General features: G+C 66.3%; 14 protein-coding genes. 3 read left to right on the forward strand and 11 right to left on the reverse strand.

Annotated elements, in window-relative coordinates:
• Positions 1-132: 132 nt before the first annotated feature.
• Together SR870_RS20695 and SR870_RS20700 are read right to left on the reverse strand one after the other, a co-directional pair.
• A complete protein-coding gene (locus SR870_RS20695; RefSeq protein WP_322515382.1) occupies positions 133-636 on the reverse strand; it encodes a VOC family protein in 504 nt (167 codons plus the stop codon).
• A gap of 109 nt (positions 637-745) precedes the next feature.
• Positions 746-1291, reverse strand: a complete 546-nt coding sequence (locus tag SR870_RS20700; RefSeq protein ID WP_322515383.1) for a carboxymuconolactone decarboxylase family protein — start codon at positions 1289-1291, stop codon at positions 746-748.
• 160 nt (positions 1292-1451) lie between these two features.
• On the opposite strand from SR870_RS20700, the gene SR870_RS20705 reads away from it, so the two are divergent.
• Positions 1452-2651 carry an acyl-CoA dehydrogenase family protein gene (locus tag SR870_RS20705; RefSeq protein ID WP_322515384.1) on the forward strand — a complete coding sequence of 400 codons (1200 nt, stop codon included), beginning with the start codon at positions 1452-1454 and terminating at the stop codon, positions 2649-2651.
• Between the two features lie 164 nt (positions 2652-2815).
• The gene (locus SR870_RS20710) at positions 2816-3955 is read left to right on the forward strand and encodes an acyl-CoA dehydrogenase (RefSeq protein ID WP_322515385.1); all 1140 of its coding nucleotides are present in this window, start codon (positions 2816-2818) and stop codon (positions 3953-3955) included.
• Between the two features lie 306 nt (positions 3956-4261).
• On the opposite strand, the gene SR870_RS20715 is transcribed toward SR870_RS20710, so the two are convergent.
• From SR870_RS20715 to SR870_RS20755, 9 genes are all read right to left on the reverse strand, one after another.
• The gene (locus SR870_RS20715) at positions 4262-5287 is read right to left on the reverse strand and encodes an amino acid ABC transporter substrate-binding protein (protein WP_322515386.1); all 1026 of its coding nucleotides are present in this window, start codon (positions 5285-5287) and stop codon (positions 4262-4264) included.
• Between the two features lie 55 nt (positions 5288-5342).
• Entirely contained in the window at positions 5343-5936 is a 594-nt protein-coding gene (locus SR870_RS20720; protein ID WP_322515387.1) for a L,D-transpeptidase, read from the reverse strand.
• 42 nt (positions 5937-5978) lie between these two features.
• Positions 5979-6107 (reverse strand): DUF2474 domain-containing protein, encoded by a 129-nt coding sequence (locus SR870_RS20725; RefSeq protein ID WP_322515388.1) that lies wholly within the window; start codon positions 6105-6107, stop codon positions 5979-5981.
• A gap of 33 nt (positions 6108-6140) precedes the next feature.
• On the reverse strand, positions 6141-7145 hold the full coding sequence (gene cydB, locus SR870_RS20730; RefSeq protein ID WP_322515389.1) for a cytochrome d ubiquinol oxidase subunit II: 1005 nt from the start codon (positions 7143-7145) through the stop codon (positions 6141-6143).
• Between the two features lies 1 nt (position 7146).
• Positions 7147-8553: a cytochrome ubiquinol oxidase subunit I gene (locus SR870_RS20735; RefSeq protein WP_322515390.1), complete on the reverse strand. Its 1407-nt coding sequence runs from the start codon at positions 8551-8553 to the stop codon at positions 7147-7149.
• Between the two features lie 494 nt (positions 8554-9047).
• Complete coding sequence (locus SR870_RS20740) at positions 9048-9659, reverse strand: sigma-70 family RNA polymerase sigma factor (protein ID WP_322518332.1); 612 nt, start codon at positions 9657-9659, stop codon at positions 9048-9050.
• 347 nt (positions 9660-10006) lie between these two features.
• Positions 10007-10750, reverse strand: a complete 744-nt coding sequence (locus SR870_RS20745) for a response regulator (protein ID WP_322515391.1) — start codon at positions 10748-10750, stop codon at positions 10007-10009.
• Positions 10747-12483: a DUF3369 domain-containing protein gene (locus SR870_RS20750; RefSeq protein WP_322515392.1), complete on the reverse strand. Its 1737-nt coding sequence runs from the start codon at positions 12481-12483 to the stop codon at positions 10747-10749. The genes SR870_RS20745 and SR870_RS20750 overlap by 4 nt, the downstream gene beginning before the upstream one ends.
• A complete protein-coding gene (locus SR870_RS20755; RefSeq protein WP_416221174.1) occupies positions 12453-14465 on the reverse strand; it encodes an ATP-binding protein in 2013 nt (670 codons plus the stop codon). The genes SR870_RS20750 and SR870_RS20755 overlap by 31 nt, the downstream gene beginning before the upstream one ends.
• A 270-nt stretch (positions 14466-14735) precedes the next feature.
• Between SR870_RS20755 and ugpB the strand changes: the two genes are divergently transcribed.
• Positions 14736-16082: a sn-glycerol-3-phosphate ABC transporter substrate-binding protein UgpB gene (ugpB, locus tag SR870_RS20760; protein ID WP_322515394.1), complete on the forward strand. Its 1347-nt coding sequence runs from the start codon at positions 14736-14738 to the stop codon at positions 16080-16082.
• Positions 16083-16159: the final 77 nt, after the last annotated feature.

Raw genomic sequence — 16159 nt, forward strand, 5'->3', positions numbered from 1 at the left:
TACCGTCATTCCGGGGCGCTCACGAAGTGAGCGAACCCGGAATCCCGAGGTTGGGAGGCGAAGCGGCAGAACAGCTCGGGATTCCGGGTTCGCGAGCTACGCTCGCGCCCCGGAATGACGGGGAGGGATGTGCTACGCCACCCGGGCCCGCAGCAGATCGTCGAGATCGAGCCTTCGCGTGAACATCGCCAGCGCGCCGTCGGGGCTGCGCGGCCAGTCCGCTTCGGGGCGATCGCGATACAATTCGACGCCGTTGTGGTCGGGATCGCGCAGATACAGCGCCTCGCTGACGCCATGGTCGCTGGCGCCGTCGAGCGTGATGCCGGCCTGCAGCACGCGATGCAGCGCATCCGCCAGCGCCGCCCGCGTCGGATACAGGATCGCGGTGTGAAACAGCCCGGTCGTGCCGGGCGGCGGCGGCGAGCCGCCTTTGCTTTCCCAGGTGTTCAGGCCGATGTGGTGGTGATAACCGCCGGCCGAAATGAACGCCGCCTGGTCGCCCATCCGCTGCATCACCGCAAAGCCGAGCACGTCGCAATAGAAGCCGAGCGCGCGATCGAGATCGGCGACTTTCAGATGGACATGGCCGATCCTTGTGCCGGTCGGGATGGGTGTCGCTGTTTCAGCAGATGGCATGGCGCGGCTCCTTCACGGACGTCATCGCCGGGCTCGACCCGGCGATCCATCCGATATGAGAAGGATGGATGCGCGGGTCAAGCCCGCGCATGACGTTCGTACTTGTTGCTCACGCCAGTTCCGACACCTCGCCATCGGGCAGCGGAAATTCGTAGGCGTTCAGCGTCATCGACACCATCGTGTAGTAGCCGCACAGGCCGATGATCTCGACCAGGCCGCGCTCGCCCAGCAGTTGCGTCGCCTCGTCGTAGAGCGGCTGCGGCAGTCCCCTGGCCTCGTGCAGCGACCGCGCGACGTCGTAGATCACGCGCGCTTTCGGATCGTCGAAACGCGGCGTGCGGCGATCGCGGATCGCCTCGATGATCGCCGGATCGAGCCCGCCGTCGAGCGCCATCTTCTTGTGCGCGTACCATTCGAAATGCGCCGTCCAGTGCCGCGCGGTGACGAGGATCGCCAGTTCCGACAGCGCCGGCGGAAACGACGTGTCGTAGCGCAGGACGGCGCCGAGCCGCGTGGCGTGCCGCGCCATGTCGGGGCTCGCCAGCCACGCCATCATCGGCGGCGGCGGGCTGCCGCGCTTGCTGGCGATCGACTCGTCGTAGATCGCCCGCTGGTCGTCGGTCATTTCGCCAGGCGAAAGAAGTTGCAGCCGCATGCTCGTTGCCTCTCGTTGCGTTGTCGACCCCTAGCACATCGACGCAGGATCGCGTCACGGCGCCGCCGATCCAGATGTTGAATTTCGCTCCGCGCCGGCTAAGGTCGCGGCCAACAAGAGCAACCGATCGCGCTCGCGATCGCCGGATGGAAACACGCCGATGTCAGACGCCGCCTCCCCCGATCTCGACCAATTCCGCAGCGACACCCGCGCCTGGCTCGAAGCCAATTGCCCGGCCGAGATGCGCACGCCGATGCAGGGCGACGAGGACAATTTCTGGGGCGGCCGCAACGCCAAATTCGCCTCCGACGCGCAAAAGGTCTGGTTCGAGCGGATGCGCGACAAGGGGTGGACCGTGCCGGACTGGCCGACGCAATATGGCGGCGGCGGTCTCGATCCCGCGCAAGCCAAGGTGCTGCGCGAAGAAATGGCCGCGATCGGCGCGCGCTCGCCGCTGTCGTCGTTCGGCATCTGGATGCTCGGGCCGGCCTTGCTGAAATACGGCAACGAGGCGCAGAAGGCCGAGCACCTGCCGCAAATTGCGCGCGGCGAAATCCGGTGGTGTCAGGGCTATTCCGAGCCGAATGCCGGCTCCGACCTCGCCTCGCTGCAGACCCGCGCCGTGCCCGACGGCGACGACTTCATCATCAACGGCTCGAAGATCTGGACCAGCTACGCCAACTACGCCGACTGGATTTTCTGCCTGGTGCGGACCGATGCCAGCGCCAAGAAGCACGACGGCATCAGCTTCATCCTGTTCGACATGACGTCGCCCGGCGTGACCACCAAGCCGATCCTCTTGATCTCCGGCAAGTCGCCGTTCTGCGAGACCTTCTTCGACAACGTCCGGGTGCCGCAATCGCACGTGGTCGGCACCGTCAACCGCGGCTGGGACGTGGCGAAATATCTGCTGCAGCACGAGCGCGCGATGATCTCCGGCATGGGCGGGCGCGACGGCGGCCGGCCGCTCGGCCAGGTCGCAGCCGATTCGCTCGGCACCGACGACCGGGGCAAGCTCGACGATCCGATCCTGCGCGGCCAGATCGCTTCGTTCGATATCGACGAGGCGGCGCTCGCCTGCGCGGCGGAGCGCGCGGTCGATCTGGCCAAGGCCGGCCAGCTGCATCCGGCGTTTTCCTCGGCGATGAAGTACTACGGCACCGAGCTGAACAAGCGCCGCCACGAGATCCTGATGTCGGCGGGCGGCATCGACGCGCTGGAATGGGAGAGCGAGCGCTCGAACGACGGCGCCCGCGCCCGCGCCTGGCTGCGCACCAAGGCCAACTCGATCGAAGGCGGCACCAGCGAAGTCATGCTCGGCATCGTCGCCAAGCGCATCCTCGATCTGCCGGGGGCTTAAGTACGCCCTCTCCCCGTCATTCCGGGGCGCGCGCAGCGCGAACCCGGAATCCATAACCACCGCAGGGAGTATGGATTCCGGGTCTGCGCCCCGAGGGGCGCATCCCGGAATGACGAACTCTAAAATTTTGCATCTCATCTGATATCTGATCGGGACTTATCACCATGGCTCTCGTCCTCACCGAAGAACAAACTATGCTGCGCGATTCGGCGCGCGGGCTGATCGGCGACACTGCGCCGGTCGCGCACTTCCGCAAGCTGCGCGACGAGCGCGACGCCGCCGGCTTCTCCCGGGATCTCTGGAAGAGTTTTGCCGAAATGGGCTTCGCCGGCCTCTTGGTGCCGGAAGAATTCGGCGGCTCCGGGCTCGGCTGCGTCGAGGCCGGCGTGGTGATGGAGGAGATCGGCCGCAATCTGACGCCGTCGCCGTTTCTCGCGACCGCCGTGCTCGCGGCTTCGGCGATCGCCCGCGGCGGATCGGACGCGCAGAAGAAGGCTTACTTGCCGAAAATCGCCGACGGCTCGCTGATCGCGGCGCTGGCGGTCGATGAAGGCGCCAAGCACCGCCCGTCGAAGATCGCGCTGACCGCGACCCGCGCCGGCAACGGCTTCAAACTGAAAGGCGCCAAGGCGCTGGTGGTCGACGGCCACGTCGCCGACCTGTTGATCGTCGCCGCGCGCAGTGCCGGCCAGCCGGGCGACGCCGACGGGCTGACGCTGTTTCTGGTCGATCCCAAGGCGAAAGGCGTTTCGATCGAGCACACCATCATGGTCGACGCCCACAACGCGGCGCGGATCAGCTTCGACGAGGTTGAAGTGAATGCCGATCAGGTGCTCGGCGAGGTCGATCGCGGGGCGGCGCTGCTCGACACGGTGCTGAACATCGGTCGCGCCGCAGTCGCGGCCGAAATGCTCGGCGTCGCCGACGAGGCGTTCGGCCGCACCGTGGCCTATCTGAAGGAGCGCAAGCAGTTCGGCAAACGGATCGGCGAATTCCAGGCGCTGCAGCACCGCGCCGCGCATCTCTACACCGAGATCGAGATCGTCCGCGCCGCGGTGCTGAAGGCACTGCAGGCGGTCGATACGGACGCCGAACACGCGGGCTTCGCGGTCTCGGTCGCCAAGGCCAAGGCCGGCACGGTGACGACGCTCGCGGTGCAGGAGGGCGTGCAGATGCATGGCGGCATGGGCATGACCGATCAGTTCGACGTCGGCCTGTTCATGAAGCGCGCGCGCGTCCTGCAGGAGCTTTTCGGCGACGCCAACTACCACGCCGAAGCGCTGGCGGAGTGGAAGAAGTATTGAGGATACGGACGTCGGCGTGTCGCCCCCGGTCCGTCATTCCGGGGCGCCGCGCAGCGGCGAACCCGGAATCCCGAGTTTGTTTGCGCTGCTGAGATTCCGGGTTCGCGCTGCGCGCGCCCCGGAATGACGACCGAGAGGTCATTCAGAAGGCGCTGGAGCACCTACAACGAAGACGGTCATCCCCGCCCACAATGGTCATCCCCGCGCATGCGGGGATCCAGTATCCCGGAGCGTTCGTTGCTGATCGCCGACGCTCTGCAATACTGGGTCGCCCGTTTTCGCGGGCGATGACGGCCTGTTGTGTCGCTACCTGATCGGCGGCGCGTACTGGATGCCGCCGGCGCTCCAGAGCTGGTTCAGGCCGCGCGGGATGCCGAGCTTGCCGACGTTGCGGTCGTAGACCTCGCCGTAATTGCCGACGTGGCGGATGATCCGCGCTGCCCAATCCTTGCCGAGGCCGAGCTCTTCGCCATAGGCGCCCTCGGTGCCGACCAGCCGCATCACGTCCGGCTTCTTCGACTTCAGCGCCTCGTCGATGTTCGCCGAGGTGACGCCGAGCTCCTCGGCGTTGATCATCGCGTACAGCGACCATTTCACGATCATCATCCATTCGTCGTCACGCTGGCGGACCACCGGCGCGAGCGGCTCCTTGGAGATCAGATCCGGCAGGATGACGTGGTCGCCCGGCTTCGGCAGCGTCTGGCGTAGCGCGTAGAGCTGCGAGGCGTCGGCCGTGAAGGTGTCGCATTGTCCGCTGTTGTAGGCGGCGACCACCTCGTCGAGCTTGCCGAACTTGACCTCCTGATACTTCATGTTGTTGGCGCGGAAATAGTCGGCGAGGTTGAGCCGCGTCGTGGTGCCGTCCTGGACGCAGACCTTGCTGCCGTCGAGCTCCAGCGCGCTGTCCACCTTGCGCGAGGCGGGCACCATGAAGCCTTCGCCGTCGTAATAGGCGACCGCCGGGAAGTACAGTTCGTAGCCGGCCTCGCGCGACATGCTCCAGGTCGAGTTGCGCGACAGGATGTCGACCTTGCGGCTCTGCAGTTCCTTGAAGCGTTCGTTGGCGTCGAGCGGGACGAACTTCACCTTGTTCGGATCGTCGAAGATCGCCGCCGCCACCGCGCGGCAGAAATCGACGTCGAAGCCGGTCCAGTTGCCTTTTTCGTCCGGCGTCGAGAAGCCCGGCAGGCCCTTGTTGACGCCGCACAGCACGGCGTCGCGCCGGATCGTGCGCTTCAGCGTCTTGGTGTCGTAGCGCTCATAGGTGACGGCGGCGGCGGCGACCACGGCGGCGACGCCGAGGCCGATCAGCAGGCCCTTGCGAAATGACATCGAGAACGTCTCTCTGATTGAGATGAATGTTTGAACGCAGGTTGGGCGGCGTGGACTATAGCGAGGGCTTCTGCCGCACCACGACCTTGGTGCCGACCGGGACGCGCTCGTAGAGATCGGCGACGTCGGCGTTGACCAGCCGGAAGCAGCCGGACGAAATCGCGGTGCCGATCGTGTCGGGGCGGTTGGTGCCGTGGATGCGATAGATGGTCGAGCCGAGATACATCGCGCGGGCGCCGAGCGGATTGCCCGGCCCGCCCGCCATGAAGCGCGGCAGATAGGGCTGGCGCTGGATCATTTCCGGCGGCGGCACCCAATCCGGCCATTCCGCCTTGCGCGAGATCTTCAGCAGGCCCTGCCACTGGAAGCCTTCGCGGCCCACTCCGATTCCGTACCGTAGCGCTCGATTGTTGCCCTGCACGAGATAGAGGTAGCGCTCGGAGGTCTGCACCACGATCGTGCCCGGCGGTTCGCTGGTGCGGAAGAACACCATCTGCTTGCGCAGTTCCGGCGGCAATTCGTAGTCGTCATTGGCGATCAGTCCGGGCTCGTCGCCGACGTCCGGTTGCTGCGCATGGCCGGGCGCGGCGAACAGCAGCAGCGACGCGGCGAATGCGAGCCGGCCGAACAGACGTGACATTCCGATCATCGATACCCCTCCCGACGCTGTCGCGCCGGGCTCTGTATCACGTCAGCCCGGCGCGATCCACAACCGCAGGATCATCGACACCAGCACGACCGCGCCGACGCCGCCGAGCCAGAGCGCTGCGAACCATAGCAACCGTCGCGACAGCGGGCCGGAAGGTTCAAAATTGGACATCGGCGATCGCCGCTTCCTGTTCGGGCTCATGCTCTAATGATAGCCGCTGTCGGGGTCGACCTTGCCGCGAAACACCCAATAGGCCCACGCGGTGTAGGCGAGGATGATCGGCACCAGGATGGCGACCCCGACCAGCATGAAGAGCTGGCTGTTCTCGGGCGCCGCCGCCTGCCAGATGGTGATGCTGCGCGGCACCACATAGGGCCAGATGCTGATGCCGAGCCCGGCATAGGACAGCGCGAACAGGCACAGCGTCAGCAGGAACGGCTGGTAGTCCCGGCGCTGCGCCAGCGCCCGCAGCAGCAGCGCGGTGACGATCGCGACGGCGAGCGGCACCTGCGCGGTGGCGAGCACGTTCGGCCAGGCGAACCATCGCTCCGAATAGTCGTAGCTCAGGAACGGCGTCGCGGCGCTGACGGCGATGATCGCGACCAGCATCGCGAGCAGCAGCCAGCGGCTCAGCCGATAGGCCTCGTCGCGCAGCTCGCCGGTCGTCTTCATCACCAGCCAGGTGGCGCCGAGCATCGCATAGCCGGTCACCAGCGCCAGCCCGGTCAGCACGCTGAACGGCGTCAGCCAATCCCACCAGCCGCCCGCATAGCCGCGGCCCTCCACCGCGATGCCCTGCAGCAGCGCGCCGAGCGCGACGCCCTGCGCCATGGTGGCGATCAGCGAGCCGCCGAAAAACGCCATGTCCCAGCGATTGCGCTCGCGCTGGCTGCGCCAGCGGAATTCGAACGCGACGCCGCGAAACACCAGGCCGAGCAGCATCGCGATGATCGGCGTGTACAGCGCCGGCATCAGCACCGCATAGGCCAGCGGAAACGCCGCGAACAGGCCGCCGCCGCCGAGCACCAGCCAGGTCTCGTTGCCGTCCCATACCGGGGCGACGCTGTTCATGATGACGTCGCGGTCGCGCTTCTGCCGAAACAGCGGAAACAGGATGCCGAGGCCGAGGTCGAAGCCGTCCATCACCACGTAGACGAACACCGCGAACGCGATGATGAAGGCCCAGATGGTCGCGAGATCGTAATCCATGTCAGCCGAACCTGCGGGTGGAGATCGCGGGCGCCGGCGTGATGCCGGCGGCGCGCGACGGGGTTTCGCCGCGCGGGCCTTCCTCGCCGTGATGCGGCGGGTGCGCCATCAGCCGCAGGATGTAGACGGTGCCGGCGATGAACACGGCGAAATACACGATCACGAAGGCGATCAGCGACCACGCCACGGCGGGCGCGGCGAGCGGCGAGACCGAATCCACGGTGCGCAGCAGTCCGAACACGGTGAAAGGCTGCCGTCCGGTTTCGGTCGTGACCCAGCCGGCCAGCACCGCGACGAAGCCGGCCGGCCCCATCGCCAGCGCGAACCGATGCGTCGGCCGCGAGTCGTAGAGCCGTCCGCGCCAGCGCACCCACAGGCCGAGGAATCCGAGCGCCGCCATCAGCAGCCCGAGACCGACCATGATCCGGAACGACCAGAAGGTGATCGGCACCGGCGGCCAGTCTTCGCGCGGCACGGTGTCGAGGCCGGCGAGCGGCGCATCGAGCGAGTGCTTCAGGATCAGCGACGACAGCTTGGGAATCTCGAGCGCGTAGCGCACCACCGCGGCGTCCTGGTCCGGCAGGCCGAACAGGATGAAAGGCGCGCCGTCGGGGTGGCTCTGATAGTGCCCCTCCATCGCCATCACCTTCGCCGGCTGATGCTCCAGCGTATTGAGACCATGGAGATCGCCGGCGAAGATCTGGATCGGGGCGACGATCATCAGCAGCCACATAGCCATCGAGAACATCATCCGCGCGCCCGGCTGCCGCGGATTCTTCAGCAGATGATAGGCGCCGACCGCCCCGACCACGAGCGAGGTGGTCAGATAGGCCGCCAGCACCATGTGGGCGAGGCGATAGGGAAACGACGGATTGAAGATCAGCTTCCACCAGTCGGTCGCGATGAACTGGCCGTCGGCGTTGACCGCGTAGCCGGCCGGCGTGTGCATCCAGGAATTCGCCGACAGGATCCAGAACGCCGACATCAGCGTGCCGATCGCCACCATCAGCGTGGCGACGAAATGCAGCTTCGGGCCGACCCGCTTCAGGCCGAACAGCATCACGCCGAGGAATCCCGCTTCCAGGAAGAACGCGGTCAGCACCTCATAGGCCATCAACGGGCCGAGCACCGGCCCGGTCTTGTCGGAGAACACCGACCAGTTGGTGCCGAACTGGTACGACATCACGATGCCGGAGACGACGCCCATGCCGAACGCGATGGCGAAGATTTTCATCCAGTAATTGAACAAGTTGATGAAAACTTCGCGCCCGGTCCAAAGCCACAGCGCTTCGAGTACCGCGAGGTAGCTCGCCAGGCCGATCGAGAAGGCCGGGAAGATGATGTGGAAAGAAACCGTGAAGGCGAACTGCAGGCGCGCCAGAACTACGGGATCAAGAGTTTCGAACATGGGGACCGATCCGCGACCGTGACGAGCGGACAACGCGAGGTCGTCCGAAATGATCCTATCGCCGTGACATGACGATTCCCAAGGGTTAGCCGATGACAAGGTCGCGATGCGCTAGGCCATATTGTCCTAGCGGTGCCTGGGTGGTGCCTGCGTGGTCGCGACGTCGCGCGTCGCCGGTTCAGAAAAGCAAAACCCGGGCGGGGGGCATCCCGTCCGGGTCGCTGGAGGTCTGCAATGGTGACGCAACCTGGAGAAGCTGCTTTCGAAATTCTGGCGCCGGTCATTGTCCGGTGCTGACGGGATCAATCTAGCGCCGAAATCTTTCCGGCTGATGTCATCTATTGTTTCAATTGTGTCATTGGCGGTTCAGTCGTTCGATCGTCGCCTGCGACAGGCATAACATTGCCAGCCGCCCGGGTGAATTGCGCCGAAGAAGATCTTCTCTAAAGAACCGTTCGATCGCGGCGGCAGCCGCGGCCTGCGCCGCTGCCGGATCAGGCGGCCATGGTTTCGACGCCGTGGCTCTTCAGCAACTGGGCGAGCTGTTTGCGGGCGTAGAACATCCGCGTCTTCACCGTGCTCTGCGGGATGCCGACGAGGCGTCCGACCTCTTCGACCGTTTTTTCGTGGTAGTAAACGAGGTGGATGATCTCGCGATGCGCCGGCGACAGCTTGGCGATGCAGGTGCGGAGAATGTCGCTGGTGCGGCTGCGGTCGAGCGCGGCTTCGGGCGTATCGGCGCCGTCGGGAATCTCCAGCACGTCGTCCTGATCGATGTCTTCATGCTGGCGCTGGCGAAGCGCGGTGAGCGCCTTGAAGCGGGCGATCGACAGCAGCCAGGTCGAGACCTGGGCGCGGCCTTCGAACTGCCGGGCGGTGCGCCAGACGTCGAGAAACACCTGGCTGACCAGATCTTCCGCCGTCGCGCCGTCACGCACCATGCGCAGGATGAAACGATAGACCCGCACGTTGTGACGGGAATAAAGCGTATGCATCGCCGTCCGGTCGCCATCGGCGATGCCGGCCAGCAGCATTTCGTCGGTCGTGGCCTGTGCGGCAACAATGCCCAGCCGGCCCGCATCGTTGATGGCAATGACGTTTTGCATGAAAAACTCCCGTTGTCCGCCGCACTCCCCTGCGGCGTCGTTGGGAGCTTTACTAGTTAAGCACCATTTCAGGACGTCTGCGCGAACCGCCGAAAATGGTTTCATGAGGGGGAGAAATGTTTCGTCGCGGCTGTGACGAAGAAACATTCAGACAAAAACGCCCCTGATTTCAGGATCCGATGCCGCGGTTTGCCGCCACACGGCAAAACGTCGTCGAGCGCCGCCGGCGCGCCGCGGCCACCGAAGGATTGGCGCTATCGCCTGCCGCCGCATCGGTCGCGACTGGCCCTGGCGGCGCGTCGCAGGGTGGCGAATCCGGGCGCAGGCCGACACGGACTCGGCCGGGCTCAGGGGCGCTCGGCGGCCGGCGAGAACAGATAGCCGCCCCCGCGAATGGTCCGGATCACGGCCGGTTTCGTCGGATCCGGCTCGATCTTGCGCCGGATCCGCATGATCCGCAGATCCACGGCGCGGTCGAACGCCTCTGCGTCGCGGGCGTTGGCGAGCTCGAGCAGCCGCTCGCGCGACAGCACCCGTTTGGGATTGGCGGCGAACACCTTCAGCAGGCCGAATTCGGACGCCGTCAGCGGGTGCTCGTTGCCCTCGTCGTCGCGCAGCGCCTGGGCTTCGAGGTCGAGCCATTTGGTGCCGAACCGCACCAAATGCTGGTGGGCGGGGCCGGCCGGCGCCGCGGTCGGTGCAGGTGCCGCGGCCGGTCGCGGCGCGGCCCGGCGCAGCACCGAGCGGATCCGCGCCATCAACTCGCGCAGCTCGCAAGGCTTGGCGACGTAGTCGTCGGCGCCGAGCTCGAGGCCGACCACGCGGTCGATCGGACTGGCGGTCGCGGTCAGCATGATCACCGGCACGTTGGTCTTGGCCTTGAGGTCGCGGATGATCGACAGGCCGTCCTCTTCGGGCATGTTGAGGTCGAGCACGACGAGGTCGGGGACCTTGGTTTCGATCTCGGCGCGCAGGCTCTTGCCGCCGTCGCACAGCGTCACGACGAAGCCGTGCATGCGCAGATAGTCGCCGACCATTTCGCGGGCCGGGGCTTCGTCGTCGACGACGATGATGTGCGGGCTCTGGCTCATGATGCGGTCGACGCGGGCAGGGTGATGGTGAAGGTCGCGCCCTGGCCCGGGCCCGGGCTGTGGGCGTCGACATTGCCGCCGTGCATGTCGATGATCTTCTTGACGATCGACAGGCCGAGCCCGGTCGAGCTTTCGCCGGCGGTCGGCTTGGCGGAGAGCCGCTGGAACCGGCCGAACAGGCGGCTGAGGTCCTCCGGCGACAGGCCCGCGCCCTCGTCGGTGACCCGGACGATGGTGCTGTCGTCGTCGCCGTCGACCTGCAGCGCGATCTTGCCGCCGATCGGACTGTATTTGATGGCGTTGCTCACCAGATTGTCGATCGCCTCGCGCACCCGGTCGGCGTCGCACATCGTCATCCGGGCGGTGGGGATCGAGACCGAGATCGCCTGCTGCTTGTTCTGCGCCATCGGCCGGTTGGCCTCGGCGACCTCTGCGACCAGCGCCGCGAGATCGACCGCCTCACGCCGGATCGAAATATCGAAGGCATCGGCCATAGCATCGGAGATCAGATGGTCGACCATCGAGGTCAGCCGCCGCGTCGCCTCGCGGATGTGATCGACCTGGGCGATGACGTTTTCCTTCGGCGAGTCGGCGCCGATCAGTTCAGTGAGCATTTCGGTGCGGCCGAGGATGACGCCGAGCGGATTCTTCAGGTCGTGCGCGACGGTGCCGAGGATCTCGTTCTTGAAGGCGTTGGCGCGTTGCAGCCGCATCCACTGCGTCGACAGCCGGCGATTGGCCTGGGTCAGCGCACGGGTGCGCTGCGCGACCCGGTCCTCGAGCTGGGTGTTGGCCTCGTGGAGCTGCTTGTACAGGATCACATTGTCGAATGCGATCGACAGCCGGCTGCCGAAGATCTCGACCAGCGAGCGGTCGGTTTCCGAGAGTTCGCATTCGGCCTGCAGCAGCAGCACCACCTCGCGGCCGCTGCCGGTCCGGACATAGAGCACGGTGCGATGGTCGGCGAATTCGTGCTTGCGGCGCCGGAACGCCTCCTCGACCATCTGCCGCAGGTCGTGATCGAGCGGCCGGGTCCCGGCCGAGCCGATGAAACGGCTGTAGCAACCGGAGCCGGCCAGCACCGAAAAGTCGTCGCCGGCGTCGCGCAGCACCAGGATTCCGGCGCAGTCGACATTGAGCAGCGACGCGATCTGGGTCAACACGCCCTCGGCCAGACGCTGCATCGACTTGAAATCGTACAGCGTCGAGGCGGCGTCGATGATGATCTCGAGGCCGCGCCGGGTCTGCACCATCCGTTCGAGCTGCTGGTAGCTGCGCAGCGCGGCGGTCAGCGAGGTGAACAGCTTGTCGGCGGTGAGTTCGGTCTTGGCCTTGTAGTCGTTGATGTCGTAATCGACGATCACCCGGCGCTCCGGCGCCTGGCCGGGCTGGCCGGTGCGCAGGATGATGCGGACGGTCTCGTTCTTCAGTTCGTCGCGGATGAATTCGACCAGATCGAGCCCGGCGGCGTCGGTCTCCATGATGACGTCGAGCAGCACCGCGGCGATGTCGGGATTGTTCCGCATCAGCTCGCGGCCCTCGGCGCCCGAATAGGCCGAGAGGATTTCCAGGGTCTGGCCGTTGAGGTTGTAGTCGCTGAGCGCGAACCTTGTGCCCTCGTGGACGGCGGGATCGTCGTCGATCACCGCGATCTTCCACCGCTTGGCGTTCGACGGCTCGGGACCCGGCTCGGTATCTTCGATCAGCTGGAGGATATCGTCCTGGTCGGCCATTGCACATTTCCGTCGATGGGCGTGTCGGCGTCGGTCGAGCCGCCGGTGGCGGTGCGGGGCATGATAATGCGAAAAGTCGTGCCTTGTCCTACTCTTGATTCCAGCATCATCCGGCCGCCGAGCTGCTGGGTGACCAGATTGTAAACGATGTGCAGGCCGAGCCCGGTGCCGCCTTCGTTGCGGCGGGTGGTGAAGAACGGGTCGAACGCCTGGCGCTGCACGTCGGGGGTCATGCCGGCGCCGTTGTCGGCGAACACGATCTCGATGTCGTCGCCGCGCGGCCGCGCGGTGATCGTGATCCGGCCGGCGCGGCCGTCGGCGAAGGCGTGGTTGGCGGCGTTCAGGAACAGGTTGGTCAGGATCTGGCCGTAGGCGCCCGGATAGCCGTCGATCACCAGCCCGTCGGGCACGTCGAGGGCGAGTTCGATCGGCGCCCGCTTCAGCACCGGCTTGAGGCTGGCGACGATCTGGTCGGTGGCTTCGTGCAGATTGAATTGCCGGCGCTCGGCATGGGAGCGGTCGACCGCGACCTGTTTGAACGACTGGATCAGTTCGGCGGCGCGCTGCAGATTGGCGACGAGCTGCTGCGCGGCGTCGCGCGAGGAGCGGACGAAGTCGTCGAGCTGCGACCGCCGCAGCGGCGCGTCGCCTTTCAGCTCGGCCTCGAACATCGTCGCCTTGCGGCTGAAGCTCGACGCCACCGTCAGGCTGATTCCGATCGGATTGTTGACCTCGTGGGCGACGCCCGCGACCAGGCCGCCGAGCGCGGCCAGCCGTTCGGCGTCGATCAAATTCTGCTGCGCGGCATTGAGTTCGAGCAGCGCGCTTTCGGCCTTCTCCTTGGACGCGCGCAGATCGTCCTCGGCCCGGCGCTTGTCGATCGCGTTCTCGCGGAACACCTCGACCGCGCGCGCCATCGCGCCGACCTCGTCGCGGGCGCCGGTGCCGGCGACGCGGCGGCCGTAGTCGCCGGAGGTGATGGCGTGCATCGCCGCCAGGATCTGCTGCAACGGCAGCCGGATGCTGAGCGCGATCACGGTGCCGGCGACCATGATCACGCCGATGAAGATCACCGCGATCCACAGCACCTTGCGCGAGATGCTGGCGAGCGTCCGGTCGAACGTCGCCTGCGCCTTCTGTTCGCGCTGGCGCATCTTCACCGAGAGCGCGTCGATCGCCCCGATGGTCGAGGCCTGGCTGGCGTCGATCGCGTTGCGCAACAGGTCGCTGCGGCTCGCGAGCTGATCCGACAGCGTTTGCAGCCCGTCGCGCAGCGCGGCGACGCGGGTCTTCAGCCGCTGCAGCGCCATCTTCTGCAGGTCGTTGTCGGCGAATTCGATCATCACCGGCACGGTACGCTCGATCGTCTCGGTGTTGCGCCGGGCGGCCTCGGCGGCTTCCTTGGACAGCGACAGATAGTAGGAATTGGCCGCCACCAGCATCGCCGTGAACGCCTCGCGCGAACGGCCGAGCGGCGGCCAGATCGGGGCGTCGCGCCGGCCGGTGGCGCCCTCGATGATCGAGTACAGCCCGGCGATGTCGCGCGCCGGTCCCTGCACCTGGTTTTCGTAAGTGTCCTTGATCTTGCCTTGCAGCGCACGCAGATCGCCGAAGCCGTTGAGGAAGCGCTCGGTCACCCGCTCGAGTTCGGCGACCGAGCCCGACAGCATCGGATCGGTCGAGGCGCGGTTGGTGAGCGTGCCCAGCACCGCCTCGCGCAGCAGCAGGATCTCGGCGAACAGGTCGGGGCTCGGCTGGTTGATGTAGCGATGGATCAGGTTCTGCAGCCGGCTGGTCTCGCTCTCGAGCAGCGCCAGGATATTGTCGGATTCGCGCACCTGGCGGACGTCGTCCCAGGCCGAACTCAGCACCCGCGCGCCGCTCCAGATCATGCTGGCGAGGATCAGCACCACCAGCGAGTTCAGCGCCGCGATCGACAGGATGCGCCAGCGGATCGGCACCGCGCGGACCAGGCCGACGATTCCGGTGCGACTCGCAAGGCTCGCCTGTGCGTCGCCGCTGTTGTCCTGGCGCTGGTTCAACGGGGCCAACTCATTCGGCCTTGCGGGTGGTGGCCGCTGCACTGTGAGCCGACGGCACACGATGACAGTGCGACGAATGCCGATCCGATCACGGCGGCGGCTGCGCTGGGCATCGCGGCTCGACTGGACAGCGGCAAGTTCGATCCCATAAGGTTGCGCCCCGCGACCGGGGCCGGAGAGTCCCGCCAATCTAGCAGACTGGCATAGGAAATGGCTATCGGGAGTGATCGGCGGTGGGGGCGGCCCGGCATCCTGCTGACATCGGCCATTGTCGTGCTTGCAATCGTCGTGGGCAACGGCGCCGCGCTGGCGGCGACCGACATCGCGTGGTGGCACGCGATGTCCGGCCAGCTCGGCCGGCAGCTCGACAGGCTGGCCGCCGACTTCAACGCATCGCAATCCGATTACCGCGTGATTCCCACCTACAAGGGCAACTACACCGAGACGGTGACCGCCTCGATCTTCGCCTTCCGCTCGTCGAGCCAGCCGGCGATCGTCCAGGTCAACGAGATCGCGACCGCGACCATGATGGCGGCGAAGGGCGCGGTCTATCCGGTCTACGAGCTGATGCGAGACGAAGACGAAGCATTCTCCGCGTCGGACTACCTTCCCGCGGTGACCGGCTACTATACCGATCTGGCCGGCAACATGCTGTCGTTCCCGTTCAACGCGTCGACGCCGATCCTGTATTACAACAAGTCGATGTTCAGACAGGCCGGCCTCGATCCAGAGACGACGCCGGGCACCTGGCCGGAGGTCGCCGCCGCGGCGACGCGGCTGGTCGCCGCCGGCGCTCCGTGCGGATTCACGACGTCTTGGCCGTCCTGGGTCAATGTCGAGAATTTCTCCGCCTATCACAACCTCCCGCTCGCGACCCGGTCCAACGGCCTCGGCGGCATGGACGCGGTGCTGGTGTTCAACAATCCGGTCCTGGTCCGCCACGTCGCCGAACTGGCGGAGTGGCAGAAGACCAAGGTGTTCGACTATGGCGGCCGCGCCACCGCGGCGGAGCCGCGATTCCAGCAGGGCGATTGCGGCATCTTCATCGGCTCGTCGGCGACCCGCGCCGATATCATCGCCAATTCCAGATTCGATGTCGGCTATGGCCGTCTGCCGTATTGGCCGGATGTCGCCGGCGCGCCGCAGAACACCATCATCGGCGGCGCGACGCTGTGGGTGCTGCGCGGCCGTCCGGCCGAGGAGTACAAAGGCGTCGCCAAGTTCTTCGCCTATCTGTCGCGGGCCGAGGTGCAGGCCGCATGGCATCAGAACACGGGCTATCTGCCGGTGACGCGGGCCGCTTACGAATTGACGCGCGCGCAGGGGTTCTACGATCGCAATCCCGGCACGGCGATTTCGATCGAGCAGATGACGCTGAAGCCGCCGACGGACAATTCGCGCGGGCTTCGGCTCGGGTCGTTCGTTCTGATCCGTGACGTCATCGACGATGAACTCGAGAAGGCGTTCAGCGGCCGAAAGCCGGCTCAGGCGGCGATGGACTCCGCAGTCGCGCGCGGCAACAAGCTGCTGCGCCAGTTCGAGCGGACCCAGCCGTGAGCGGGGCCGTGTCGTCGCACGCGCCGATCGTATTGCCGTGGAATTTTTCGCGTCGCGTGGTGTTGCTTCCCGGCGAA

Origin of the sequence: Rhodopseudomonas palustris, from assembly GCF_034479375.1 — a bacterium.
Taxonomy (GTDB): domain Bacteria; phylum Pseudomonadota; class Alphaproteobacteria; order Rhizobiales; family Xanthobacteraceae; genus Rhodopseudomonas; species Rhodopseudomonas palustris_M.